Genomic DNA, 25,655 nt, shown 5'->3' with positions numbered 1-25,655 from the left:
TAATTTTAAAAATTAGATTTCCCAATGCATTTGAAATTATCTAAGTATAATTTTACATTAGAACTGTCTATATCTGAGAGTTTTAATGTGACAAAATGATTACCATCACAGCTAATGGTTTTTGAATAGTATGTTTTATTATAATCAATTGGCTTTGGTGACAACGAAAGTACAACCTGATAAGTTCGTGCTTTTATAATGGAATTTTTTAGATAAAATAGTTTGTCTTTTCCTCCGTTATCATTAGGACTAATTAACTTTAGTTCTTTTTCTGACTGAGCGATATCATAGCCACCATACATAAGCATAGTGATTTTTAAAGAATCGTTATTATACCTTATGTAAGTGTCTTCCTGTTTAATATTGGTAGAAATTGTATACTTGCTAAAGGAATGACAATTTACTAAAACGAATAGGAGTGAAAGTGAAATAATAATATTACTTATTTGTTTCATGAATTACTTTTTTTAAGAATATGTGTAAAGGAGACTATCTTAATAACAGCCTCCTTTAATTTAAATTAGAATTCTTTTATTAGCAAGGACCATCATTATCACCGTCTTTGGTAACATCATCATCACCCGAAGAAAGTGAGTTTGGTTTTATAACAATATCTTTTATGGTCCATGTTGGACATCCGCCTCCGAAAATTTTCTTTCCGAATGTTTTTTTGAATCCTCCTAGAGACTTAGCTTCTAGGTTTTTAATTGTTTTTTTCATTTTTTGATTTTTAAAATTTAAATTTGTTTTGCCGTACAATCCCCGGCATGGGTCTTTTGCTGATCAGCTTTTATATCTACCTTTGCAGTGTACATCTGCAAAGAATATATATTGCAATGCTCTGTTTCAAAACTATAAATAAATATCTCACATAAGAGAGATATTTATTGCGATTTTTTGGCGATTTTTTTGCAAAATTTGCGCATACTTTGCGTATATTTGTTTAAACTACAAATGACATGATTCAGGAGAAACTAAAAAATCTAAGAAAACAAAAGGGTATGTCTCAAGAAAAGATGGCAAAAATATTATCTACAGATACCTCTAATTATTCTCGTAAAGAGAGGGGCGAGACCAGAATACATGAGGACGAATGGCAGAAACTTGCCGATGCGTTAGAAGTTCCTATAGATGCAATAAAGGAAGAAGATAAAATTTTTTCTTTTCAGTATGACAATCCAACATTTAATGATAATGCAATAGGAGGAAATGTGAACTATTATAATCTCCCTAACTTTGTAATGGATAATCTGCAAGATTATATTGGCTTGTTAAAGGAGCAGAATAATTTGTTAAAGAATGAAATAGAAGAGCTAAAATCTAAAATTAAATAATATTTTCTTTTTGTAAAGAAGATTTGATCACAACCAAAATAAAGTAAGTTAAAAATCTCCTTACAAAGAGTTTGAGAAAACAAAAAATCTGTTTCACAAATCAAATTGTGAAACAGATTTTTTTTGATTTAAATTATGATGTAGTTATTCTTGATTAGCTAAATTTGAAATTGGAGAAATCATTTAATATATTTACTTATTTCGAAAATAACTCTAATTTTTTTATTCAGGAAAATATCTATAAATTGAAATGTTATTTTATTAAACAATTGTTTAGTTTTATGTGTTTTTAATAGTCTAATTGATATTTAAATATTGATTAATTATTGAATCATTTGTTTCATTAAAGTTCTAGTTTTCAATGTTGAACTCAAAAAAACTTAAAAAATCATAAAGTTTTCATAAAGTTTTAAAAAACAATGGAAATGTTTTTGTATTTATAAAATATGTTGTACTTTTACATCGCCTTGAATGAGGGAACAAGTCAAGGTAATAAATTTTTTTTCATCATTTGTGTTTTTAGAATCGTATCGCCTGATACGATTCTTTTTTGTTTACGGCTTTTCGTAGTTTAAAAGGAGATCAATAAAGTAAGAATAAGTAACCGCACCTTCCTGCTGGTTGCTTTTTAAGAACAGGTTATTCGTAAACCCAAAAAAATCATCAAGCCAACCCTGGTGTCTGAAAATAAAACTTCTTTCATACATCCGGTCTCTTTTCATTGCCGGAGAATATTGATTAAGGACTGATTTTACAAATTCAGGATCTTCCTTAATAATAAACCTTAAAAGGCTCTTTAGTGTAAAGTATTCGGTACTGTACCTTAGATCTGTATTTTTAGCATTGATGCCAATCAGATAGCCTATAAAGTTGGCTTCCTGCTCTCTGGCAAAACCAAGTTGATGAGAGCTTTCATGCGCAGAGGTAAACGGAATAAAGGTGTGGGGAAGTTCAGCATTATATTGGGCCTCTGCTGTAAAAGGATTGTAATATCCCAATATTCCTGTAAAATTCATTACAGTTTTGAAAAGGCTTGGTTTAAAAGCGTTAATCTGTGGGGCACTTTTATCCGAAATATATTTCGGAAGTTGTGTCTGCTGGTATAAAATTTCTGTCTGAATAGACGTAAGATCAGTAATAATAAATATGCCGTTTTTATCTTCCCGCACAGATTGGCGGGTAGCTTTGCATTTTTCCAGATAACGTAGGGCTAATGTCTTTGCTTTGCTAATTTCAGGTTCTTTCTGACTGGAGAGCTTCTTGATCACAGGGGGCTGAAAATAAAGCATTCCCCAAAAAATCTGATAGATGAAGTAAAAGATATTAATCGCAGCCAGAAGATTTAAAACAGCCCTGTTTCGGCTTTTCTTTTTTAAACATAAAACAAGACAGTACAAAATAAAAATTCCCAGAAGAATATACATAAGATCCCCGAAAGAAAAAGGGATCCACCTGAAAAGTATCTGATGGATCTTTTTCTGGAATTCAAAAAAATGCTCAAAGAAATAGATCATCGTTCCGGACTTTGAGAAGCCATAGAACAAAAGAAATTGGGCAAGTAATACACCTGCCCAAAATCTCTTCTTATATGTTATTTTTGTTGTATTAGTGACCACTGCCTTTAGAGATTTTATCAAGATCAATGCCTTGGGATTTTAAGATCCCCGTTACACGGATTGCATAGAATGCAAGATAAGCAAAACATACAACACCTACGATATAGCTGAACTGGATATCGGTCTTATCTGCAATATATCCCTGGATAAAGCTTACAATACCGCCACCCATGATCATCATGATCAGATAGCCGGAACCTTGGTTGGTGTGCTTTCCGAGACCGTTGATTGCAAGGGCGAAAATACAAGGCCATAGGGTAGAACAGAACAATCCTACGCTGGTAAAAGCATATACGGATACCATTCCTGTCGTAAACATTCCTATCAGTAAGGCAGCTATGCCAGCTACAGAGAAGATCAAAAGCATTCTTGCAGGGTTTCCTTTACTCATAATGTCACAGATGATCATTACAATAATAACGACACCATAAACATAAAACGGAGAAAGATCATGGTTTGCAATGGCATTTACCAGTAAGAATACACCGAATGCAAGATAAGGGGCAAGGAACCTTAAGATCTTTTTGAATCCGGCACTCAGGTCAAATGCTTCTACAGCACCTGTCCAACGGCCAATCATTAATGAAGCCCAGTATAAAGAAATATAGGGTGCTACATCTTTAGTTTCAAAACCTAAGCTTTTTTCCATATAAGCAGGAAGATTACTTGCTGTAGAAACTTCTACTCCTACATATACAAAGATGGCAATCATACCCATCACAAGCTGAGGGTATTGAAAGGCCGATTTTTTGTGGTCTCCCGGAATAACATCGTCTGTATCCTCTACAATAGTAGGAGTGATTGCGGGAAGAGAAGAGAACTTAAGCATGATGGCCACCAGCACAAATGCAACTCCCAGCATAAGATAAGGAATTTTTACACTCTCGATGCTTGCTTCTGTATTGGCTGCAGAGGCAGCACCAAAGATAGCAAATGATACGATAAGCGGTCCGATGGTTGTTCCAAGGTTATTAATTCCTCCTGCCATTGTAAGTCTCTGGGATCCTGTTTCAATAGGTCCCACTTCAATAGCCAGCGGATTGGCAACAATCTGCTGTAATGAGAAGCCAAGCCCTACAATGAACAGACCGGAGATCATTAACGGAAACGATGCCAGATTAGCTGCCGGATAGAACAGTAAAGTCCCTGAGGCAGAAATAAGGAGACCTAAAATAAGCCCGTTTTTGTAGCCTATTTTATTAATAAGATCCTGTTTCAAACCTTTTGAAACAGCCATATAAATTAAAGAACCCACAGTATATGCTACGTAAAAGCAAATCTGTACGAGCATGCTTTCGGTCTGGCTTAATTTAAAGGCTTTTTGGAAAACTGGTATGAGAATATCATTACTTGCCGCAACAAATCCCCAGAAAAAAAACACAGTAACCAAGGGAATAAACTGTCCCCAATTGGTTTGTTTAGAATAATTTGACATGTTTGTTAAAAATTTCGCAAACAAATATAACTATTTCTTTTAAATAGAATGTTCCAGCAATGTTTTTTTTATCTCTTTATAGGCTTCTGTTTTCAGATCTCTCGGAGAATCTGATGGTTCCATGATTCCGTTGAAATATACTTTTACCTTTCCCGGGTATCCTTTTGCGCTGTCGAAAGGGAAAATTTCCTTTAATCCTACAAAAGTATACACAGCGATTGGGGAGTGATGCTTGGATGATAAAGTGAATGCCCCATCTTTAAATTCATCGAGAATAATAGAAGTGTCGTCCGGTACACCGCCTTCAGGAAATATCGCAATGCTGTTTCCTTCTTCCATCTTTTCTGCACATCTTCTGTAAACATCTGCACGGCTTCTTGCGCTGCCTCTGTCCACCATCACACATATCCTTTTATATATGGTACCGAAGATGGGAATCTTTACAAGCTCTTTTTTACCTACAAAACAGATCGGGTGATGGGGCATTAGAATGCAGGTAAGCATAATATCCATAATGGAAGTATGGTTTGAAATGAAAACGTATTGCTTATTCTTGTCTTTTTTCTGGTCAGAAAGATTGGTGAGATCATACCTCAGGCCCATACCATAGAACATCCCAAAACACCAGATACGGATAAATTTGTAAGCATATTTGTAATGCTTTTTATTAAAGGATAAAATATAGACAGGAATTCCCAATGTGACTGTTAAGACAAACGCCAGTAGCAGCAGCCAGAATCTCCAAAGATGATTTAAAATTTTTGTCACTGCTTAACCGTTAAAAATTACTTTCTTTTTCACTGAATAATTAAGTATGGAAACCAGCAGAATTGCTGCAATCTTACTTATCATTTCAGGGCTTAAGGTATAAAAAATTAAATTGATATTGTCCTTAAATATAAAGCTGTAAAAAACCTGAAAAAAGCCCAGACTTAATAAAGTTGAGATGAAAGAAACTCCCATAAAGTAAGCAAATTCTTTTCTTTTGGAATGTCTTCCTCTTTCAAAGACAAACCAAATACTTAGGAAATAGTTGCTGATAATTCCACAGCTCGTAGAGAAAATATTACTTAAAGGATAATGAATGCCATGAAAATTGGTCTCTCTGGCGAAGACATGCGGAAGATAAGTATTGAATGCTTTGAAGCTTCCAATCTCTACAATGGCACTGAGCCCCCCGGCAATAACGAAGAACAGAACCTGTTTCTGGCGTATTAGTAATTCTCTCATTCAATAGATATGAGGTGCAAATTTATAACTATATGTCAATAATGGAAGAATAAAAGAATATTTTAAAATAAAATATTGATTTAATAAATTGATTTTCAGTAAAATATATGGTAGTTGAATTTCCGAGATAATGCATACTTATAAAAGTCATTCATCTTATCTTCATTCGTTATAATTATCAAATAATGAATAGGAAATTTCTTTTTTATCATTTCAAAAACCTTAAAAACGATAGTAATAGTAATGCCTAAAAGGAATCTGAAAGTTTCAGTCCAAAAATAATTTGGTAAGCATATGTTAAACAATTAAAAAAGTTGTTAAATTATTTTTTTGAACCAAAATAATTTCTAAATTTAATATTCAGAATGATGTAATTATAACCTGATAATAAATTCATTTTCAACTTCTTGTGTTGATGGTTTTTTCTATCTTGTAATGTGCGGTATAACGCATACTACCATAATTTTTACGACCCAAATTATAACAATATTTGTATGAAAAGTCAAAACAAATACCGAAAATTCCAGCTTCAGCAAAAAAATATTGAAGCTCTTGAGAGAGAAAATTCCCGCTTCAAAAGAGTGTATTCAGAATATGAAAATATGGCAGACGAGTTGTGGAATCTTGAAAACTCTACCAATGAACCCGTGCCTGATGATTTTATCAATGCCATCATTCTTCAGAGTTCCTATCTGGAAGATGAAATTGAAGACTGGCTTATCAAGTTTGATAATCAAAAAGCTGATATAAAACATTAGAAGCTTCCAGTCTGTTTTTAAACGCTATTTGAAGATAAATTCATAATTTAGCATCCTTAAACTAAAATGTAAAATATGGTTGCTATTGTTGATAGTGGGTCTACCAAATCAGATTGGGTGATACTGGATGATTTCAAAAAAGTGTTTTTAAAAACAGAAACCATCGGCTTTAATCCCAATTTTATCAACAGAGAACTTATTGTTCCTGAAATAGAAAAAAACAGCAGCCTCATATTAGTCAAAAATTCCATAACGAAGATCTTCTTCTATGGCTCAGGTTGTGGTGTGAAAAAAAACTGCGAAACTATTAAAGAAGAGCTTGAAAGGATATTCACAAAAGCTGAAATCGTTGTGAAAGAAGATCTTATGGCCGCAGCTTATGCCGCATACAACGGAAAGCCGGCTGTGGTATGTATTTTAGGAACAGGATCAAATTCCTGCTATTTTGATGGTCAGAATCTTAAAATAGAACTCCCTTCCCTGGGTTTTCTTATGGGAGACGAAGGAAGCGGAAGTGCTATTGGAAAACAGCTTGTACGCAGATACTTTATGAAAAAACTGCCTGCAGATCTTCATACAGAATTTGAGCAGAATTATGGACTGAAGATAGAAGATGCATTAAAAAATATGTATCACAGCCCAAGACCTAATGCCTGGCTGGCAGATTTCAACAAATTTGTAATCGAAAGAAAGGATCATCCTTACTTTAAAAATATGGTGTACGAAGAAATGAAAAATTTCTTTGAGTACCAGGTAATTCCATATCAGGAATCAAAAGAAGCCGAGATCAATTTCATCGGCTCTATTGCTTATTATTACGAAACTATTCTCCGCTCTGTTGCGGCAGAACTTCATTTAAATGTGGGCCACGTTGTCCAAAAACCTATCGAAAGTTTAGTAGACTACCATATTAAGTATATACTTTAATAAAAAACAAAATTCTATGTCAAGTAAAAACAACCGCGACGAAAAGAACTTTAATCAGGCCGCGTTAGATTATCATAAAGCCGAACCTAAAGGAAAGATCGAAGTTATTCCTTCGAAGCCTCATTCTTCTCAGAGAGATTTATCATTGGCATACTCACCTGGAGTGGCAGTTCCTTGTATGGAGATCCATGATAAACCGGAAACTGTGTACGACTACACAGGTAAAGGAAACCTGGTAGCTGTAATTTCCAACGGAACGGCTGTATTAGGACTTGGTGATATTGGAGCAGAAGCTTCAAAACCGGTAATGGAAGGAAAAGGTCTTTTGTTCAAGATCTTTGCAGATATCAATGTTTTTGATATTGAAATCGATGAAAAAGATCCGGAAAAATTCATTCAGATTGTAAAAGGGATCGCTCCTACATTCGGAGGAATCAACCTTGAAGATATTAAAGCTCCTGAAGCATTTTATATCGAGCAAAAATTGAAAGAAGAGCTGGATATTCCTTTAATGCATGATGATCAACATGGAACAGCGATTATTTCTGCAGCCGCTTTAATCAATTCTTTACAGATTGCCAATAAAAAGATTGATGAAGTAAGAATGGTGGTCAACGGAGCCGGAGCAGCAGCCATTGCCTGTACCAACTTATATATTTCTCTGGGCCTGAAAAGAGAAAATGTTTTAATGTGCGACAGCAAAGGAGTTATCAATCATAAAAGAGAGAACCTTACGCCTGAAAAAATAGACTTTATTGCCAATACAGATATTGAAACACTTGAAGATGCCGTAAGAGGTTCAGATGTTTTCATCGGTCTTTCAAAAGGAAACGTAATGACTCCTGAAATGCTTTCCAGCATGAATGAGAATCCTATCGTTTTTGCTTTGGCAAACCCGGATCCTGAAATAGCTTACGATCTAGCGCTTGAGACCCGTAAAGACGTGATCATGGCAACAGGTAGAAGTGATTACCCTAACCAGGTGAACAATGTATTGGGATTCCCTTACATTTTCCGCGGAGCATTAGATGTTCAGGCAAAAGGAATCAACGAAGAGATGAAGCTGGCAGCCGTACACGCTATCGCAGATCTAGCAAAGGAGCCGGTACCTGAAGCTGTAATATTAGCCTATAATGTTCAGAACCTGCAGTTTGGAAGAGAATACTTTATTCCAAAACCATTTGATAACAGATTAATTACCAAAGTATCCAGTGCGGTAGCAAAAGCAGCTATTGAAAGTGGTATTGCCAGAAAAACCATCGAAGACTTCGAAGAGTACGAAAACCAGCTGCTGGACAGAATGGGAAGAGACGAGAAGTTGGTAAGAATGATGCAGAGCCGTGCAAAATCCAATCCTAAAAGAATTACTTTAGGAAATGCTGAAGAATATAATGTATTAAAAGCTGCACAAATTCTTTACGAAGAAGGAATTGCTTTCCCAAGTCTGTTAGGGGATAAAAAATACATCAAAGAGCAAATGGAACGTTTCGGGATCGCTCTGGATATTCCAATTATAGATCCAAGCGATGACGATCAGAAAGAAAACAGAAAAAAATACAGAGAAACCCTTTGGAAGCTTCGCCAGAGAAAAGGAATGAACGAATACAAAGCGAAAAGATATGTTCGTCAGAGAGATTATTTCGGTCCGTTAATGTTGAGACACGGAGATACAGACGGTCTTATCATAGGTTTTTCCAAAAACTATACTTCAGTGCTCCGTCCCGTTTTAGAAGTTATTGAAAAGGATAAAGGAGTAGACAAAATAGCGGCAATGATGATGATCCTTTCAGAAAAGAAACCTATCTTTTTCGCAGATACATCTATCAACCAGAATCCTACAGCAGATGATCTTGTGAATATTGCTAAAATGGCAGAAATCACAGTAAAATCTTTTGCTATTGAACCTAGAATTGCAATGCTTGGATTCGAAAACTTTGCAGCGATTTCTGATACTTCCAAAAAAGTAGCGAAAGCAGTAAGCATCCTTCACGAGAAATACCCTAAAATGATTGTTGATGGTGAGATCCAGCCGGATTTTGCTATGAATGCAGATCATCTGAGCGATTATCCATTCTCAAAATTAGGAACAACACCTGCCAATACCTTCGTTTTCCCGAATCTTGAAAGTGCCAATATTTCTTACAAGATCATCAGAGGAATGAAAGTAGCACAGGTGATCGGGCCAATCCTAATGGGACTGAAGCAGCCCGTACACGTTTTACAGATGCGTTCAAGCGTAGATGAGATTGTAAATTTAGCTACTGTGGCAGTTCTTGATGCGCAGAGAAGAGAAAAGAAATAAGCGGTTATCCGTTATATTATAGAAAAGGCCGTTTTTACAACTGTAAAAGCGGCCTTTTCTATAGGTGTCCTCTGAGTTTCTTTCGATGGCAGTTTTTAAATGATAAATTGAGTTTTGTTATTTTACTTCAAAATAAAGCTGAGGTCAACTTACTTCAGAATTTTTTAATTTATTATTCTCTTTTATAAGATCCCTGTTTTCCTGTTCTAATTTTTCGATATATTTTTTTTGGGTCTCCAGAATGAAAGTGGGAATATTAGCGTAGCCCATATGATCTGAAGGAGGGTTTCCGGATTGAAAGAATGGTTTCACTTCATGATCTCTGAGATCTCCAGGTGAGACTCCAAGTGCTTTGGCTAGCTTTTCCCATTCATCGAGGTAAATTTTTACTTCTCCTCTTTCTTTGCGGGAATAATTTGAAGCATCTGTACCTAATATTTTTCCCATCTGCGCCTGCGAAAAACCCAGTTGTTTTCTCAGTTTTTTTAATCTTTCGTGTGTCTTCATACTTAATGTTTTATACAAATGTGCAGATTTTATGAATTATTTACAAGGAATTTGCATGAAAAATGCATATTATTTCTTTATCAGGTGATTTGTTTGTTTGTATATTGTATCTGTCAATAGTGACAAAAATTAAAATAAATTTTAACCTATGAAAAAATTAGAAAACCTAAGAGGAAAAAAATTGGGTAACATGAAAAGCATTCTTGCCGGGCAAAAAGGACTAGAATCAGGTATTGGTCTTGTAGGTCCATGTGGTGGAACTGGTACAGACAGTGATCCACATGTATTAGAAACGCTTACACTGATCAAAGGTGGAGGCGGTACTAATGACGGATGTGACTAATCATCTGATTTTTAAAGAAAATTTAAGAGGCTGTCCAAAAGGTCAGCTTCTTTTAATTTTTATCATTTTACCTGTACCTATTTTGAGAGCATACTTCGTATAAAGGATTTTCAAGTGGTACTAAGATTTTTTGGAAAGTCTCTTCCTTTATCTATTAATCTACAAAAAAATATGATTCTGATTTTATCAACTCCAAATGATGATGATACTAATATCGTAATGGAGCATCTGATGATGCTTGGGGAAAAATTTATAAGAATAAATGATCTGGATTTATTCAATGGAAATACAAAAATGCACTACGAACTGTCGCCGGAACCCAAACTCTTTGTAGAAAATATTTTTTTTGGAAGGATAGACTTATCAGATATACAATGTGTGTGGTATAGGAAATTTGGCTTCTTCGATAAATTTAAAAAAAAGTTTAGAGGTGAAACGAATGTGGAGATGCTAGAGTATCTTAAATTGGAATATACCACGACATTAGAGCTCTTTTTTGATTTTCTGAAGGACAAGAAATGGCTTAATAATTATTTAAAAGTTAAAAATTTAAGTAAAATAAGCACCCTTATTGCTTCTCAAAAAATAGGATTAAAAATTCCCCAAACCCATATCACTAATCATAAGGATTCATTAAACCTGAATGAATCCTACATCACCAAATCCATAAAAGACGGAACTGTAATTGACGTAGGAGAAAAAACTTTCTTTTTTCTAACCAAAGAAGTGAATCCTAAGACCATGGCCCGCTATGATCATTTTTTCCCAAGCTTATTTCAGGAGAAAATAAACAAAGAATATGAGCTCCGGATTTTTCATTTAAATGGAAAAAACTATCCCATGGCCATTTTTTCCCAAAGAGACAGACAAACAGGAGTGGATTACAGGCATTATAATTACAGCAAGCCGAACAGGATGATTCCTTATACTTTACCGAAAGAAATAGATGAAAAGATATCCCGCCTGATGAAAGATCTGGGTCTGGATACAGGATCACTGGATATTATAAAAGGGACGGACGGAGAATATTATTTTTTGGAAGTAAACCCTTCGGGTCAGTTCAGAATGACAGCACTGCCATGTAATTATAACCTTCATTATGAGGTGGCATGCACTTTAAAAAAAATGAATACATGAAAAAAACACTATTAAAAGAAATTGGATATCAGAAAAAGAAAGAATTGCTTCCTGTAATTTTTTCTCACACTGAACCTATGGATATCAAAAAAATAAAGAGAGACCGCCCGTACAGAATGGTTGATACCGCTATTCATCAGTCAGAAATCTATTGTTTAAGAATATATAAAGATGGAATTAACATATCTACAGAATAATAAGGAAAAATATATCCATGTATTTTCATGTTGTATCCCTGTTAAAGGCTATGAAAGAGGTGCCATCTATGATCTTCAGAGAGAGGAAATTGAACTGGTGCCCAATACAATGATCGATTTCTTAGATTATATAAAGAATAAAAAATTAAGTGCTGTCTTGGAAGAGTTTGAATCCGATAAGATCGCTAAACAGTATCTGGGGTTTTTGGAAAAGAACGAATTTGTGTTTTATTCAAATACCGTTTTCTTTCCGGAGCTTGAGGAAAAAAGCATCAATGAAGATACTTCAACGATCCAGTTTATGACTATTATGCTGTCCGATTTCATCAGCGAACATCTGGATACAATCATCAGAAGTATCACTGCGCTGGGAGTGAAAAGACTGCATTTTCATATCAATGATGAGAACTGTATGGGAAAAATGCATCATATTCTGGATGTCTTGGTACATTCAAGAGTAACGAATGTTTCATTTTCAATCCCCCATCAGAAAATTAATAAAAAACTATACAGCAACAACCGGTTAAAGACCTTATATTTATTCAATGCTCCTAAAGAAAAAATAGAGAGCAACAATGAGGTGACTACAATCTCTATAAAAATAAATGATGCCGGAATGTTTCTGCCTAAATTCAGTATCAACACAGTAGATATTAATTCCTCAGCATACAATATTGCAAGAAATTATAACCTGTCATTATACAAAACAGTATTTGTTGATGAACTTGGGAGCATTAAATTTAATATAAACGATCAGCAGAGCTACGGAAATATTACAGATTCACTTGAAGAAATAAAAAACAAAACGATCCGGGATCTTTCCGGGATCTGGAATATTAAAAAAGAGGACATTGCTCCATGCAATATCTGTGAATTCAGATTATGCTGTACAGCAGTTTATATTCCTTTTAAAACAGATAACGGATATGCTGTAAACTGTAATTATAATCCCTATCAGGCAGAATTAAACTAGATAAAAAAATGAATAAAAAACTGATTTCATGGTTAGGATTGATCCTTCTAAGCTTTATGATGCAGAGCTGTAAGAATTATTACTATCTGAAACATACGCCAGCAGTTAATAATGAAGATCGGAATCCGGTATATGATCTGAAATTCGGCAAAGAAAGCATGCAGTTTACGACTTTCGCCGATTATCAGGTGAATATAATTAATAAGAAGTATATCTTCTTTGCCACAAAAGACGTTAGCCAGGTTCTTAAAGCGAATTTCAGTAAGCCTTTCACAGAGCAGTTCATGTTCATGTATACCAAAATGAGCATTTACAACAATCTTCTAGGTTTCTACTACGAAGACGCATCATTGGAAGAAGTAAAGCAGGCCTATGGCAGAAATCCGGATGCTGATATGGGAAATGGAGTTTTGTATGCCTATGATTCCGGAAAATTCCATGTTGTGGATATTTACAAAAAAACGGATAATGGGGTGATAAGGTTTATCAACCTGAGCAATCCTGATGAAAAAGATCCACCAAATAAAAAATTCCACCTTGAAGTCCGGAATCTCTTTTTTGGAATGAACAGTCAGCTCTGGGAGAAAAATGTGGATGGCTTTTAATGCCCTGTAAAAGAAATTGATATGGTTGAAAGCATAAGCAACATTCTGAAATATCTTCAGAAGAAAAATATTCACCTGGACAGAAAAGAATTTTCATTCCAGATCAATTCTCATCCCGCATTTCCGAGCTTGCTTTCCATAATGAGCGCTCTTAACGTGAACTATATCTCTAACTTCGCAATAGAAATAGATAACTCCGAAATAGATGAGCTGCCGGATGATTTCATGACCTTCATAACAATTAAGGATAACAAACAGGAACTTGCTTTTGTTGAAAAAACTAACCAGGACTTTGTGATCAATGGGAGATACAAAGTAAATGCAAAAGACTTTCTCTCAAGCTGGAATAATATCGTTGTTTTGATTGATGAAGACCAGTCTATAGTTAAAAAAAAAGCAGACGGAAGATATAAACTGATGCTGGCCGGGAGTTTTGTACTGATTGTACTGGTCTATATCTACTTTAAAATCAATTTAAATTCATTTATCTTTTTATTTTTATCATTGTGCGGTTTTTTTCTGGCGGTAGTTTCATTAAGAAAAGTATTTGGAATAGAAAGTCCCGTTGTAGATAAAGTCTGCTCCGGAACGTATACAGACTGCTCGCTTTCGGGAGACAAAACAACAGGCTTTGTTTCACATTTCGGAAACTTTAGCCTGGCTTATTTTTTAGTAAATGTCATAAGTCTTCTGTTTCTTTGTAATAGCGGGAGCGAGGCTGTTTTTTTTACCATCCAGAAAATATTGCTCATCATTATTCTTCCTGTCATAGGATATTCCCTTTTTTATCAGCTGTTCAAAATTAAAAAAGTATGCCCTTTATGCATTGGAATCATCATTATTTTGCTTTTACAAACCTATATTTTACTGATATGATATGAATTTGGAACCTTTTACCTCTCTCGTTTTATATGGTATTTTCTATCTTGCTATTTTAATTATATGGTGGCAAATCAGGAATTATTTAAAGCAAAAGGAAGAACTGAAAACCCAACTGATAAGAAAAAACAGAACGGTCCGGAACTACGAGGTTTTTATTAATACCTTAAACATACAGGAGAAAATAGAATTGCCGGAGCCCGTAATGATCATGGGAAACGAAGAAAGTGATCTGGAACTGACCATTTTTACTAGTCTTTACTGTGAAATGTGCCAGGAAATCTGTGAAACGGTGAACAAAATTCTCTTTGCTTATGAAGAAGAAATAAAAATAAATATCTTTTTCAAAAAACAGCCTGTGGAAGATAAAAACCGTTTTCTGTATATATTGCACAGTATTTTTCTGGTTCAGGGAACTAAAGAGTTTTTAAAAGCTCTGAATTTTTGGTTTGAAAATAAAAATCTTGAGCCGTGGATAATCGCAGCAGAATATAACATGGAGGAAAACAATAAGAAATTCACGTCCTCCAATGAGTGGTTTACCCAAAACAATATTATTGCGACCCCTTCAGTTTTTATAAATGGCCACATCTTTCCCAATGAATTTGAGAAAGAAGACTTATATTACCACATAGAAGGAATTATTGAAAATAAAGAATAAAATGAGGCACTGTAAAATAGTAATAGCATTTGTGTTTTTCTTTGTCATCCAAAATATATATTCTCAGGATATGAGAATAAATTATGACATGATTTATAAAGAAGATTCCCTGAGTACAGAAACTGTTGCCAAGAAAATGGTTCTGCTGGTTCAGAATGGAGAATCAAAGTTTTATCCTGAAAAACAATATGAGGTGGATTCTCTCAGAGCTTCGGGATTTAAAGGATTTGCCGTAGGAGACCATGACTTTTATGTCATAAAAAATAAACAGAACACAGGTTCAAAATACTATTTTCTGCTCCGGGATGTTTACAGAATCACCGAGCCTGTAAAACTGAACTGGAAAATACAGAAAGAAACCGCTAAAAAATACGGCTACACCTGCCAGAAAGCCACTGTAGATTACAAAGGCAGAAAATGGGAGGCCTGGTTCACTCAGGAGATACCCGTTCAGGAAGGTCCGTACATTTTCAAAGGCCTGCCGGGTCTGATTGTCTATATGAAAGATGCTGCAGGTTCCTATGAATTTTCCTTTACAGCACTTAAAAAAAACTTTTATAAAATGGAGCTGGAAAATATCAGTCCAAAGCCTCTGGACATTTCTTTAGCCAATCTTAAAAAGGTTTTTATAGACTACTATAATGATCCGTTCAGGGAAATGAAGTCCGGAAATGTGAAGGCGAAATTTAAGGATGAGAAAGGAAATGACGTAGAACCGGATTTTAAAGAAATGACAAAAAATCTGCAGAATTCACTCAGAAAAAATAACAATCCAATAGAATTATCAGAGGCAATTAAATATCCATAACGATTAAAAGTAATTTATTTTAACCTTCAATGCTGATTTTGAAGGTTTAATTTTTATATTTGGGAGTTTTAAAAATTAATAATGATATTTTCTTTACAAGGTAGCGTTCAAGAACTTACGCCTGCCTACGCAGTAATCAACGTACAAGGAGTTGGTTACTATGTAGGTATCAGTTTGATGACCTCCCAGGCACTGGCCCTGAATAAGCCGGCATTCTTATTTACTCAACAGATCATACGGGAAGATGCTCATCTTCTCTTTGGATTTAACACTCGTTCAGAAAAAGATATGTTCAATTTGTTAATAAGCGTTAACGGAGTTGGAGCTGTTTCTGCCCTTATACTTCTCTCCACTTTAAGCCTTGAAGAGATTGCTTCGGCCATACTCTCCAAGAACAGCGTACTCATTCAGAAAGCCAAAGGAATCGGGGCCAAAACAGCAGAAAGAATTATTGTAGATTTAAAAGATAAAGTCCAGAAATTCAGCATTGCAGAAGAAAATATTTCTTCTTTCGTGGATAATAAAGTCAAGGAAGAATCGTTATCTGCATTAGAAGTTTTAGGGATTCCGAAACGAATGAGCGAGAAGATTGCAGACAGAATGATGAAGCAGAATCCGGAGATCTCCGTAGAAGAACTGATAAAACATATTTTAAAAAACATTTAACATTTGGTGGCGAATAATAAGCATCTGAAAATATTTTTGTTCCTGTCGTTCCTGTGTATGTCAGTAAGTGCTTTTGCACAACAGGTACGTGATACTGCGATCATAAAGAAAGACTATCAACTGGCCGACCCCACAAGGTATGAGGCCTTTTACGACATAAAAACAGGTATGTATTATGTATATCCTAAAATTGGAAATACATTTACAGGTCCTCCTACAGCAATGTCCCCCGAAGAGTATAAAGAATTTATGCTCGCAACCCAGTCAAAAGCTTACTACAAGGAAAAATCCGATAAGTACAGTCTCCTTTACAGAAGAGATAGAACTGATGCCCGTAAGAAAGGCCTTATTCCGTCTTTGATGATCAACAACAGACTGTTTGAAACTATTTTTGGAAGTAATAAAATAGAGATTATTCCTTCAGGATATGCCTCTTTAGACTTTGCCGGACTGTACCAAAAAATAGATAATCCACTGATCCTGCCACAGAACAGGACCAGCTTTACCTTTGATATAGACCAGAGGATACAGCTTGGATTATTAGGTAAAGTAGGAGAAAATCTCCAGTTGAAAGCCAATTACGATACCCAGAGTGGTTTCGCATTCGAAAACAGAATGAATCTTGTATGGCAGGCAAAAGGAAACTGGAAAGATCTTCAGACCAAAGGCCTTGGTGAAGTAGACAAACCCAGTGCAGGAGGAGAAGATAAAATTATTAAAAGGATAGAATTCGGTAACGTTAATATGCCGCTTTCTACCAGTCTTATCCGTGGTTCACAGTCATTATTCGGGGTGAAATCAGAATTTCAGCTTGGAAAAACCTATGGAACCGTAGTGCTTTCCCAGCAACAGGGAGAAGCCCGTAATATTGTAGTACAGGGTGGAGGCGTTATGAATAACTTTAAAGTTAATGCTATTGACTATGAGGAGAACCAGCACTTTTTCCTGGGACATTACTTCCTGGATCGATATGACAACGCACTAGCCAATTACCCGCAGATCAATTCCACGGTAAACATTACCAGATTGGAAGTCTGGGTACTAGACCAAGGGAACAGTAACCTGGCGTATCAGAAAAGTATTATCGGTATCAGGGACTTGGGAGAAGGAGCCTCCGGACTGCCGGACAACTCTCAGAATGGCTTATACCCCTCTATTAATGCAGCAATAGGAGCAAGAGAAGCAGGTAAAAATTACGCAACAACCTTTCAGGGGCAGATGTTCCCGGGGAGTGCACAGCCGTATGACAACGGAGAGCAATTTATTTTTAATACAAAAGCAAGAAGGCTGAATGCCAATGAGTATACATTGCAGCCTCAGTTAGGATATATTTCATTAAATCAGAAGCTGAATGAGAATCAGCTTCTAGCCGTTTCTTACTCTTATACGGACGGAACCAATAAAGTGTATAAAGTAGGGGAATTCTCCGAAGAAAGCCCGGTATTGGTAACCAAAGTTCTTAGAGTCAACAACAAAGTGAATACCCAGTCTCCAATGTGGGATCTGATGATGAAGAACATCTATTCTTTGGATGCAGGCCAGGTAGCACAGGACGGGTTTATTCTTAATGTTTTCTACAGAGATCCTAAAACCGGAGGTAAAGTAAATTACCTTCCGGGTACAGCTGTTCAGGATAAAAACTTATTGAAATTATTCAATTGGGACCGTCTGAATATGAACGGTGATATCCAGGCCAGCAGTGGGGTAATGGGAGACGGTATTTTTGACTTTGTCAACGGAATCACCATCCGCCCGGAAACAGGAAGGATCATCTTTACCAAAGTACAGCCTTTCGGAGCCTTTATGCAGAGCCAGGTAGGGAGTAATGATCCGCAGTTTGTCTTCAACGACCTGTATACGCAGCAGAAACAGGTGGCGTCTTCCAGTAACCTTGCACAGAGATATACCATAGAAGGACGTTACAAAGGAACTCAGGGGCAAGGGATTTCTCTTGGTGCTGTAAACGTTCCGCAGGGATCTGTAAAAGTTTCGGCGAACGGTGTTCAGCTGACAGAAGGGGTGGACTATACCGTAGATTATATGCTGGGAACAGTAACGATCATCAATGAAAATGTTAAACAGTCCGGACAGGCTATCAATATCTCATTAGAAAACCAACTTACCTTTAATACTCAAAGAAAAAGATTCTTAGGATTAAACCTCGAAAGAAGATTTAATGAGAACTTTATAATAGGAGGAACCGTTGTCAATTATTCCGAATCTCCGCTTACCCAGAAAGTTAACTACGGACAGGAGGCTGTCAATAACACGATGGCTGGGATCAATATGATGTACAACAATCAGGTTCCTTTCCTGACAAGACTTACAGATAAGATCCCATTTGTAAATACAGAAGCTCCATCGAACCTGAACTTTAAAATGGAAGGAGCATACCTTCTCCCTGGATTGAATAAAGGAACAAATGACCAATCTTATGTAGATGATTTCGAACAGACAACGTCTAAAATATCCTTAAAAGAACCTAGTGCATGGAGCTTAGCCTCAAGACCGGAGAAAAACCTGGCAGCACCATTTAACGGGGCTCCAAGTGATGATGCCATAACGAGCGGCTACGGAAGAGGACTTTTATCATGGTATAATATTGATCCGAGATTCTGGGGAGTTGGAGGCAGGGCACCTGCAGGAATTACGGCGCAGTCTGTTTCCAACCACGCATCCAGAAGAGTTCAGTATTCTGAAATTTATAATAACAGAGATTTTGTAGCGGGCGAGCAAACCTTTACGAATACTTTAGATATTTCTTACTATCCTCAGGAGAAAGGTCCATATAATGTCAATCCTGGTTCCGAAACAGCGGCTTCCAGATGGGCGGGAATTATGAGACCGATTAGTGTTTCCAATTTCGTTAATTCAAATATAGAATATGTTGAATTCTGGATGATGGACCCGTATGCGGATGGGACTGTCTTAGGTGATAGAGCGAGACTTTTACTTCAGTTAGGAAACGTTTCCGAAGATATCCTGAAAGACGGCAAAATGCAGTATGAAAATGGTCTTCCTACTCCGGGAGCCCCTTCTACTACCACAACTTCCAACTGGGGAGTACAGCCGAAGCAGCCGCCAATCCTGTATGCGTTTTCAAGCGAAGGTGATGACAGAAGAGCTCAGGATTTAGGATATGACGGTTTAAGTTCAGATCAGGAATCGATGAGGTTCGGAAATACATTTGTTAACCCGGTGACCAACTTAGTTGACCCGGCGGTGGATGATTTTGTGTTTTTTATGTCTGATAAATTCACAGGCAATCAGGCGGCATCTCTTGTTCAGAGATATAAATATTTCAGAAACCCGGAAGGAAACTCTCAGGCTAATTCATTGGAAGTGGCCTCACAGACTCCGGACGCAGAAGATATCAACAAAGATTATAACCTTGACCAGACAGAAAGCTACAATGAATATGTTGTAAAACTAGATAAGCCGAGCCTTGCATTAGGACAGAACAATATCGTAGATGTAAAAACGGTGAAGGCTACTTTCCAGAACGGACAGTCTTCTGATGTGAAATGGTACCTGTTCAGAATCCCTGTTTCAAAATATGCAGAAACTGAAGCAGAAGGGGAACGAAGTGCATCAGTACTTAACAACGTAAGATTTGCGAGATTAATGCTTGCCGGTTTTGAGCAGACTTCTACTTTAAGATTCGGGACAATGGATCTTGTAAGATCAGACTGGAGAAGATATCCAAATCAGATTGCCAGCCCTACAGTATCTTCACAACAGGAAGGGGTAGGTATAGCACAAAATAATAATTTCGAAGTAGGAAGTGTAAATATCGAAGAAAATGCCTTAAATCAACCTCCTTATGTATTGCCTCCGGGAATTGACAGACAGGTATTGAGCGGAAATGCAGGGGCACAGAGACAAAACGAAGCTTCACTTTACATGAAGATAGACGGTCTTGCAGGAGAAGCAAGAGGAGTTTTCAAGAATACCACTCTGGATATGAGAAGGTATAAAAAGCTAAAACTTTTTGTACATGCTCAGGACCCGACAGACAGATATCAGGGTATAGATTCTGAATCTAAATTCTTCATCCGTTTCGGAAGTGATGCTACGGACAACTATTATGAATATGAATCTCAAATGTTGCTAACGCCAAGGACAGCAACTACACCTTTTGAAATCTGGCCTGTTGAAAACAATGTTGATTTAGAGATCCAAAACTTTGTAGATGCCAAAATCCGAAGAGATAAGAGTTCATCTAATATTGTAGACAGAATTATGGACCCTAACTTTGGCGATGAATCAAAAAGAATTTATATCAAAGGGCGCCCAAGTTTAGGAAATATTACCACCATTATGATTGGGGTAAGAAATACAAGCCGTTCAAACTCTATTACCAGAATTCTTTGGGTAAATGAGATCCGCCTTTCAGAAATTGAAAATGATGGAGGATATGCAGGTAACGCAAGTCTGAACTTTAACCTTGGAGATTTTGCTACTGTAAATACAAGTGCATCTTATACGTCCGTAGGTTTCGGTAATATAGATTCAAAGCCGGCAGAAAGAAATCAGTCTACACAGTCTGCATTCAGTATCAATACTGCTGTAAACGTAGATAAATTCCTTCCTGAAAAAAGCGGAATGAAAATTCCGTTAAACTATTCCTACTCACAGACTATTGAGGATCCGAAATATAATCCTCTGGATACGGATGTGGAATTCAGCAAGGCGGCTAACAAAGAACAGCTTAAAAAAGTAGCGAGAACCTATACACAGCAAAGAAGCATAGGGGTTGTCAATATGCATAAGGAAAGGATGAACCCAAACAAGAAACCTAAATTCTATGATATTGAGAACGTTTCTGTAACTGCAGTTTATAATGACGATTATTACAGGGATATTTATACTTCAAGAAACTACAGACAGTATCTCAGAGGGTATGTTGATTACAACTATACCTTCAAACCTTGGGTAATTAAGCCATTCAACAAAATGATCAGTGATACGGCGAAATCTACAAAATATCTGAGATGGGTTAAAGAATTTAATTTCAACCCGATTCCAACAAGATTATCTTTCAGAACGGAAGTAGACAGAAATTACAATGAGCTTGAGTTTAGAAATGTAGAAGCAATCCTAAGTGGAAATACCGGTGACAGTTTTGCCGCGATCAAAAACAGAAATTTCTTCTTCGGGTGGCAGTACGGTTTAGGGTTCAACTTTACAAAATCATTAAAACTGGAGATCAACTCTGCAACAAGAACCCTTAATGATAATGTAGATGTGAACGGAATGAATGATAAATCCATCTTTGGCAATGTATTCAGGGCAGGTAGACCGGTATTGTACAATCACAGAGTACAGATTAATTACAAACTGCCATTCCAATACCTTCCGTATTTAGATTTCATCGATGCAGAAGTTGGGTATGGGCTTACCTACAACTGGAATGCAAGATCTACCGCACTCCTTTCAAGTCCGGAAGGAAGCTTAGGTTCCGTAGGCCAAAATACGAATGTGATCCAGGCTACGGCCACTGCGGATATTCCGAAATTCTTCGGACAGTTTAAATATTTTAAGAACATTTCTGCAAAACTGCAGAAGCGTAAACAGGAAATCGACTCATTGAACAATGTGTATACACAGCAGTGGGAGAAGAAAAGATATAGATACAAGAGCTATAAATTCAAAAATAAACTGACAATACTGCAGAGCGCAGCTTTCGCATTGACATCTTTCAAACAGTTAGATATTAATTATTCCGAAAATAACGGAACGGTACTTCCGGGTTTACTATCAGCACCAAATATGTATGGGTATGGCCAAACATTGGGAGGCCCTACGATGGGATTCCTTTTCGGATCACAGGCTGATATCAGAAGAACTGTTCTCGAAAACGGATGGGTAAGTGATTCACCTTATATGACCGATCCTTATGTGAAAATGTCAACAAAAGAATTAAGGGCCAATTTACAGATCGTTCCGATTAATGATTTCAGAATAGATCTTAATGCACTGCATAATTACAACAGAAACTTCTCTCAGTCCGGATTTAATAACCGGAATAACCTTGGGACAGCAAACCATGATTATGCATTTGCCAATGATCAGGTAACCTATTCTAACTCTGTTGTCCTTCTTAAAACGTCATTCAAAGAAACCCAGGCCGTTTATCAGGCGATCAGGGAAAATGCAATGATACTTTCCCAGCAGATGGGGCTAGGAGAAGTCCTGAACAGCGACGGCTTTGCGGATCATTACAGTATTGCCAATGCCTATGTATTGATTCCTGCATTCAGAGCGGCAGTTGAAGGGAAATCCGTTAAGCAGATGGGAAATGCTAAAAAAGCCGGGCTTCCGATTCCCAACTGGAAGATCACCTATTCAGGTTTAAGAAACATTCCGATCGTTAATGGCCAGTTCTCCAAATTTGATATTCTGCACGGATATACTGCGACCTATACAGCAACCGGAATCCAGTCAAGTATTGATTACTTTAACAGGCTTTCCGGTGGAAATGCATTCGATGTCAATAATGATTACATCAATCCGTTTACATTTTCGCAGGTTGGCTATGTAGAGTCTTTCTCACCACTTATCGGTATAGATGTTACCATGAGAAACAACATGCAGTTTGGGCTTCAGTATAACAGAAACAGGATGATGTTATTAGGATTGGTCAACCATACCCTTACTGAAGATTCCAATACAGAATATGTAGTAAGACTTGGGTATATCGTTAAAAATTTCAGATTGGGTATGGCCAATACAAGAGGATCCAGAGGAAAAGGAAGTGACCTGAATATCAGAGGAGACATCTCACTGAGAGACAGCAAAACTTCCATCATGAATATCCTGTTGAATGATTCACAGATCACCGGAGGACAAAAACTAATGAATATAAAGCTTTCTGCAGATTATAACGTCTCAGAAAATCTGAACCTGAGAGTATTCTATGAGCAGATGACTTCCAAATACAAAATATCAACGGCATTCCCGCTGTCTACCATTAGAGCCGGTCTGTCTGCAACATTTACATTTGGAGACTCAGGTGGTGGCTTCTAAGAAAAATAATACATAATTACTAAAATAAGAATCCCTTTCTGTAAAAGAAGGGGATTTTAGTTTTAATTTCCGATTTTATAATTTTTATGTTTTGTGTGGTATATTTGCTGAAAATTAAAAAACAATGAAAAAAGTATTATTAAGTTTTAGCCTGTTTGCCTTTGGAGCAATGTTCTCCCAAGATATACCATTTGATAAGCTTTACGGAAATTCTGACCCTGTTCATTATTACCTGGGTCACTATCCTGTATCGAGCTCTGATGGTTTGGATATCAATTGGTATGGAGGAATAAAACTGCAGACTTCTGCAGGGATAGGTATACAATTATTAAATAATGGGAATGTCGGAGTAGGAACTTCCTCTCCAAGCCAAAAATTAGATGTTTTGGGTAATATCATAACTGGTTCTACACATGCTACGGAGGGTGTCAATGCATTCTCAATTCGGTATGAAAACGGATCATTAAATAATTGGGGAGCTCTGAGAAGTTCAGCTGCTAGTTATATGAGTTTTGGGGTAAAGGCGGATAACAATATAGCAGATGGATGGATATCCAGTAACGAAACTTTGAACTTTTCTAAAGTAGCTATGATACTGAATAATGATGGAATTAAATTTCTAAGTTCTCCACAACAACTCATTGCATTGAATTCGCCTGTAATTATGAATGAAGTGATGAAAATTGCTGTAAATGGAAATGCCTCTCTACAAGGTAAATTTGAAGCAAAGGAAGTAAAAGTAACCCTAACACCAACAGCTGATTTTGTTTTTGATGAAGAGTATAAACTGCCGGAATTAGATGAGGTAGAAAAGCATATTAAAGAAAAAAAACATCTTCCTGAAATTGCATCAGCAGCACAGATGGAAAAAGAAGGAGTGAATATTGGAGAGTTTCAGATTAAGCTTCTTCAAAAAATCGAGGAGCTTACGCTGTATACTATTGAGCAAAATAAACAGCTTAAAAAACTTCAGGAGAATAATGATAAGCTCATGAAAGAAATGGACAAGCTAAAAGGAATAAAAAAATAATAATTATACCATACTCAATCGTTGCTTCGGCAGCGATTTTTTATTTTGTTTTCAAAATTCAATTAAGATATTCATTACCTCTTTGAAGCTTTTATTATTTTGAATACATTTGTACAAAATAAAAATTAAAATGAATACACCATCAGAATTAAAGTACACTAAAGATCACGAATGGATCAAGATTGAAGGTAATGTTGCTACAATCGGTATTACAGACTTTGCACAGGGAGAATTGGGCGATATTGTATATGTAGATGTAGATACTGTAGATGATGATCTTGAAGGGGCGGCTGTTTTCGGAAGTGTAGAAGCAGTGAAAACTGTTTCAGATTTATTCCTGCCTATTGCCGGAAAAGTTATTGAGTTTAATTCAGAGTTGGAAGATCAGCCTGAGCTGTTAAATACAGACCCTTACGGAAACGGATGGATCATTAAATTAGAAATTGCTGATGGTGCAGATCATTCAGAACTGCTTACAGCAGAAGAATACCAGGCAATCATTGGATAAGGTTTCAAAAATATTTAGTAAGATTTTGCCCATTTATTGGGCATTTCTTACTTATATGCTCCTCAAGCCCGGTGAAGAGAACCAAGAATATTGGTTTATGTTCAATGGGATTGATAAAGTCTTACATGTGAGTATATTTGCAATGCTGGGTTTTTGCTTTATTGCCACATTTCCTAAAATAAAATTTTCATATTTCTTCCAGATCATTCTTATATATGCCTTTCTCACTGAAATTTTTCAGGAAGAAATGGGCTTAGGTAGATCCATGGAATCGTTAGATATTGTAGCAGATACTATAGGATGTCTGATTGGATACTCTATATATAAGGTATTAGTTAAACGTTTTTTCTAAACCAAACTTTCTTATTTTTTCTCAACGACGATTGTTGATAACTATGCTATGTGCATAATTGCTTAATAATCAAAATAGTATATTGATACTTATCCCCAAAGTAAATTGTATGTAAATTTTATGTTAAATAGATTTGTTTTGCGTGATATTAAGTTGTTATCTTTGCCGCACTGAAAAACGAGAGTATGACAGTAGCGCAGGAGAGCTTTTAGATAAGCATAACTATTTAGAAATAGCTTACAGGAATCAGGAGAAAAAGCCTTAAAATTTTTTAGAAATAAAAGTTGCGGGATTTAATTTTTTTTGTATCTTTGCAGTCCGGTTAAACGGGGCGCAGGAGTGAGTACAGATTGAGGTT

Annotated in this window: 24 protein-coding genes; 17 read left to right on the top strand and 7 right to left on the bottom strand. The window is 36.3% G+C overall.

Features of this window, described 5'->3' with window-relative positions; genetic code table 11:
- Positions 1-5: 5 nt before the first annotated feature.
- Both DRF60_RS09735 and DRF60_RS09730 read right to left on the bottom strand, forming a co-directional pair.
- Positions 6-455, bottom strand: coding sequence for a hypothetical protein (locus tag DRF60_RS09735; protein WP_116011909.1), 450 nt, complete (start codon positions 453-455; stop codon positions 6-8).
- Between the two features lie 79 nt (positions 456-534).
- The gene (locus DRF60_RS09730) at positions 535-720 is read right to left on the bottom strand and encodes a hypothetical protein (RefSeq protein WP_116011908.1); all 186 of its coding nucleotides are present in this window, start codon (positions 718-720) and stop codon (positions 535-537) included.
- A 239-nt stretch (positions 721-959) separates the two neighbouring features.
- Between DRF60_RS09730 and DRF60_RS09725 the strand changes: the two genes are divergently transcribed.
- Positions 960-1,334 carry a helix-turn-helix domain-containing protein gene (locus DRF60_RS09725; RefSeq protein ID WP_116011907.1) on the top strand — a complete coding sequence of 125 codons (375 nt, stop codon included), beginning with the start codon at positions 960-962 and terminating at the stop codon, positions 1,332-1,334.
- Positions 1,335-1,888: 554 nt separating this feature from the next.
- On the opposite strand, the gene DRF60_RS09720 is transcribed toward DRF60_RS09725, so the two are convergent.
- The 4 genes from DRF60_RS09720 to DRF60_RS09705 form a co-directional block, all read right to left on the bottom strand.
- On the bottom strand, positions 1,889-2,848 hold the full coding sequence (locus DRF60_RS09720; RefSeq protein WP_238640151.1) for a DUF3810 domain-containing protein: 960 nt from the start codon (positions 2,846-2,848) through the stop codon (positions 1,889-1,891).
- A 91-nt stretch (positions 2,849-2,939) separates the two neighbouring features.
- Positions 2,940-4,385 carry an MFS transporter gene (locus tag DRF60_RS09715; protein ID WP_116011905.1) on the bottom strand — a complete coding sequence of 482 codons (1,446 nt, stop codon included), beginning with the start codon at positions 4,383-4,385 and terminating at the stop codon, positions 2,940-2,942.
- A gap of 39 nt (positions 4,386-4,424) precedes the next feature.
- The gene (locus DRF60_RS09710) at positions 4,425-5,153 is read right to left on the bottom strand and encodes a lysophospholipid acyltransferase family protein (protein WP_116011904.1); all 729 of its coding nucleotides are present in this window, start codon (positions 5,151-5,153) and stop codon (positions 4,425-4,427) included.
- Between the two features lie 3 nt (positions 5,154-5,156).
- On the bottom strand, positions 5,157-5,615 hold the full coding sequence (locus DRF60_RS09705; protein ID WP_116011903.1) for a GtrA family protein: 459 nt from the start codon (positions 5,613-5,615) through the stop codon (positions 5,157-5,159).
- 494 nt (positions 5,616-6,109) lie between these two features.
- Between DRF60_RS09705 and DRF60_RS09700 the strand changes: the two genes are divergently transcribed.
- From DRF60_RS09700 to DRF60_RS09690, 3 genes are all read left to right on the top strand, one after another.
- Entirely contained in the window at positions 6,110-6,373 is a 264-nt protein-coding gene (locus DRF60_RS09700) for a hypothetical protein (RefSeq protein WP_116011902.1), read from the top strand.
- Between the two features lie 75 nt (positions 6,374-6,448).
- Complete coding sequence (locus DRF60_RS09695; RefSeq protein WP_116011901.1) at positions 6,449-7,300, top strand: BadF/BadG/BcrA/BcrD ATPase family protein; 852 nt, start codon at positions 6,449-6,451, stop codon at positions 7,298-7,300.
- 16 nt (positions 7,301-7,316) lie between these two features.
- Positions 7,317-9,602, top strand: a complete 2,286-nt coding sequence (locus tag DRF60_RS09690) for an NADP-dependent malic enzyme (RefSeq protein ID WP_116011900.1) — start codon at positions 7,317-7,319, stop codon at positions 9,600-9,602.
- A gap of 144 nt (positions 9,603-9,746) precedes the next feature.
- On the opposite strand, the gene DRF60_RS09685 is transcribed toward DRF60_RS09690, so the two are convergent.
- On the bottom strand, positions 9,747-10,109 hold the full coding sequence (locus tag DRF60_RS09685) for a helix-turn-helix domain-containing protein (protein WP_116011899.1): 363 nt from the start codon (positions 10,107-10,109) through the stop codon (positions 9,747-9,749).
- 190 nt (positions 10,110-10,299) lie between these two features.
- Here DRF60_RS09685 and DRF60_RS21110 point away from each other — a divergent pair, with 190 nt between their 5' ends.
- From DRF60_RS21110 to DRF60_RS09620, 13 genes are all read left to right on the top strand, one after another.
- Entirely contained in the window at positions 10,300-10,452 is a 153-nt protein-coding gene (locus DRF60_RS21110) for a hypothetical protein (protein WP_157967947.1), read from the top strand.
- A gap of 171 nt (positions 10,453-10,623) precedes the next feature.
- Positions 10,624-11,589, top strand: coding sequence for a grasp-with-spasm system ATP-grasp peptide maturase (gene gwsG / locus DRF60_RS09675; RefSeq protein ID WP_116011897.1), 966 nt, complete (start codon positions 10,624-10,626; stop codon positions 11,587-11,589).
- Positions 11,586-11,786, top strand: coding sequence for a hypothetical protein (locus DRF60_RS09670; protein WP_123902664.1), 201 nt, complete (start codon positions 11,586-11,588; stop codon positions 11,784-11,786). The genes gwsG and DRF60_RS09670 overlap by 4 nt, the downstream gene beginning before the upstream one ends.
- Positions 11,761-12,759: a hypothetical protein gene (locus DRF60_RS09665; RefSeq protein ID WP_116011895.1), complete on the top strand. Its 999-nt coding sequence runs from the start codon at positions 11,761-11,763 to the stop codon at positions 12,757-12,759. The genes DRF60_RS09670 and DRF60_RS09665 overlap by 26 nt, the downstream gene beginning before the upstream one ends.
- Before the next feature lie 8 nt (positions 12,760-12,767).
- Complete coding sequence (locus tag DRF60_RS09660) at positions 12,768-13,364, top strand: hypothetical protein (protein ID WP_116011894.1); 597 nt, start codon at positions 12,768-12,770, stop codon at positions 13,362-13,364.
- Between the two features lie 21 nt (positions 13,365-13,385).
- The gene (locus DRF60_RS09655; RefSeq protein WP_116011893.1) at positions 13,386-14,240 is read left to right on the top strand and encodes a vitamin K epoxide reductase family protein; all 855 of its coding nucleotides are present in this window, start codon (positions 13,386-13,388) and stop codon (positions 14,238-14,240) included.
- Position 14,241: 1 nt separating this feature from the next.
- Positions 14,242-14,904 carry a thioredoxin domain-containing protein gene (locus tag DRF60_RS09650; protein WP_116011892.1) on the top strand — a complete coding sequence of 221 codons (663 nt, stop codon included), beginning with the start codon at positions 14,242-14,244 and terminating at the stop codon, positions 14,902-14,904.
- 1 nt (position 14,905) lies between these two features.
- Positions 14,906-15,712 carry a GLPGLI family protein gene (locus DRF60_RS09645; RefSeq protein WP_123902663.1) on the top strand — a complete coding sequence of 269 codons (807 nt, stop codon included), beginning with the start codon at positions 14,906-14,908 and terminating at the stop codon, positions 15,710-15,712.
- Positions 15,713-15,793: 81 nt separating this feature from the next.
- Positions 15,794-16,378 (top strand): Holliday junction branch migration protein RuvA, encoded by a 585-nt coding sequence (ruvA, locus tag DRF60_RS09640; protein WP_116011890.1) that lies wholly within the window; start codon positions 15,794-15,796, stop codon positions 16,376-16,378.
- A gap of 57 nt (positions 16,379-16,435) precedes the next feature.
- Entirely contained in the window at positions 16,436-23,407 is a 6,972-nt protein-coding gene (sov, locus tag DRF60_RS09635; protein WP_116011889.1) for a T9SS outer membrane translocon Sov/SprA, read from the top strand.
- A 124-nt stretch (positions 23,408-23,531) separates the two neighbouring features.
- Entirely contained in the window at positions 23,532-24,437 is a 906-nt protein-coding gene (locus DRF60_RS21600; protein WP_238640147.1) for a hypothetical protein, read from the top strand.
- A 130-nt stretch (positions 24,438-24,567) separates the two neighbouring features.
- Entirely contained in the window at positions 24,568-24,945 is a 378-nt protein-coding gene (gcvH, locus tag DRF60_RS09625) for a glycine cleavage system protein GcvH (RefSeq protein ID WP_111957411.1), read from the top strand.
- A complete protein-coding gene (locus DRF60_RS09620; RefSeq protein WP_116011888.1) occupies positions 24,887-25,297 on the top strand; it encodes a VanZ family protein in 411 nt (136 codons plus the stop codon). Before gcvH ends, DRF60_RS09620 begins: the two co-directional genes overlap by 59 nt.
- Positions 25,298-25,655: the final 358 nt, after the last annotated feature.

It is taken from the genome of Chryseobacterium elymi, assembly GCF_003385495.1.
GTDB classification, from domain to species: Bacteria; Bacteroidota; Bacteroidia; order Flavobacteriales; family Weeksellaceae; genus Chryseobacterium; species Chryseobacterium elymi.
Note: the sequence above shows the minus strand (reverse complement) of the source record. Positions and strands in the feature narration are given on the sequence as shown.

Excerpts from the sequence above, each read along its gene's own strand:
- DRF60_RS09735 (WP_116011909.1), bottom strand. The coding sequence starts at position 455 with ATGAAACAAATAAGTAATATTATTATTTCACTTTCACTCCTATTCGTT.
- DRF60_RS09730 (WP_116011908.1), bottom strand. The coding sequence starts at position 720 with ATGAAAAAAACAATTAAAAACCTAGAAGCTAAGTCTCTAGGAGGATTC.
- DRF60_RS09725 (WP_116011907.1), top strand. The coding sequence starts at position 960 with ATGATTCAGGAGAAACTAAAAAATCTAAGAAAACAAAAGGGTATGTCT.
- DRF60_RS09720 (WP_238640151.1), bottom strand. The coding sequence starts at position 2,848 with ATGATCTATTTCTTTGAGCATTTTTTTGAATTCCAGAAAAAGATCCAT.
- DRF60_RS09715 (WP_116011905.1), bottom strand. The coding sequence starts at position 4,385 with ATGTCAAATTATTCTAAACAAACCAATTGGGGACAGTTTATTCCCTTG.
- DRF60_RS09705 (WP_116011903.1), bottom strand. The coding sequence starts at position 5,615 with ATGAGAGAATTACTAATACGCCAGAAACAGGTTCTGTTCTTCGTTATT.
- DRF60_RS09700 (WP_116011902.1), top strand. The coding sequence starts at position 6,110 with ATGAAAAGTCAAAACAAATACCGAAAATTCCAGCTTCAGCAAAAAAAT.
- DRF60_RS09695 (WP_116011901.1), top strand. The coding sequence starts at position 6,449 with ATGGTTGCTATTGTTGATAGTGGGTCTACCAAATCAGATTGGGTGATA.
- DRF60_RS09690 (WP_116011900.1), top strand. The coding sequence starts at position 7,317 with ATGTCAAGTAAAAACAACCGCGACGAAAAGAACTTTAATCAGGCCGCG.
- DRF60_RS09685 (WP_116011899.1), bottom strand. The coding sequence starts at position 10,109 with ATGAAGACACACGAAAGATTAAAAAAACTGAGAAAACAACTGGGTTTT.
- DRF60_RS21110 (WP_157967947.1), top strand. The coding sequence starts at position 10,300 with ATGAAAAGCATTCTTGCCGGGCAAAAAGGACTAGAATCAGGTATTGGT.
- gwsG (WP_116011897.1), top strand. The coding sequence starts at position 10,624 with ATGATTCTGATTTTATCAACTCCAAATGATGATGATACTAATATCGTA.
- DRF60_RS09670 (WP_123902664.1), top strand. The coding sequence starts at position 11,586 with ATGAAAAAAACACTATTAAAAGAAATTGGATATCAGAAAAAGAAAGAA.
- DRF60_RS09665 (WP_116011895.1), top strand. The coding sequence starts at position 11,761 with ATGGAATTAACATATCTACAGAATAATAAGGAAAAATATATCCATGTA.
- DRF60_RS09660 (WP_116011894.1), top strand. The coding sequence starts at position 12,768 with ATGAATAAAAAACTGATTTCATGGTTAGGATTGATCCTTCTAAGCTTT.
- DRF60_RS09655 (WP_116011893.1), top strand. The coding sequence starts at position 13,386 with ATGGTTGAAAGCATAAGCAACATTCTGAAATATCTTCAGAAGAAAAAT.
- DRF60_RS09650 (WP_116011892.1), top strand. The coding sequence starts at position 14,242 with ATGAATTTGGAACCTTTTACCTCTCTCGTTTTATATGGTATTTTCTAT.
- DRF60_RS09645 (WP_123902663.1), top strand. The coding sequence starts at position 14,906 with ATGAGGCACTGTAAAATAGTAATAGCATTTGTGTTTTTCTTTGTCATC.
- ruvA (WP_116011890.1), top strand. The coding sequence starts at position 15,794 with ATGATATTTTCTTTACAAGGTAGCGTTCAAGAACTTACGCCTGCCTAC.
- sov (WP_116011889.1), top strand. The coding sequence starts at position 16,436 with ATGTCAGTAAGTGCTTTTGCACAACAGGTACGTGATACTGCGATCATA.
- DRF60_RS21600 (WP_238640147.1), top strand. The coding sequence starts at position 23,532 with ATGAAAAAAGTATTATTAAGTTTTAGCCTGTTTGCCTTTGGAGCAATG.
- gcvH (WP_111957411.1), top strand. The coding sequence starts at position 24,568 with ATGAATACACCATCAGAATTAAAGTACACTAAAGATCACGAATGGATC.
- DRF60_RS09620 (WP_116011888.1), top strand. The coding sequence starts at position 24,887 with ATGGTGCAGATCATTCAGAACTGCTTACAGCAGAAGAATACCAGGCAA.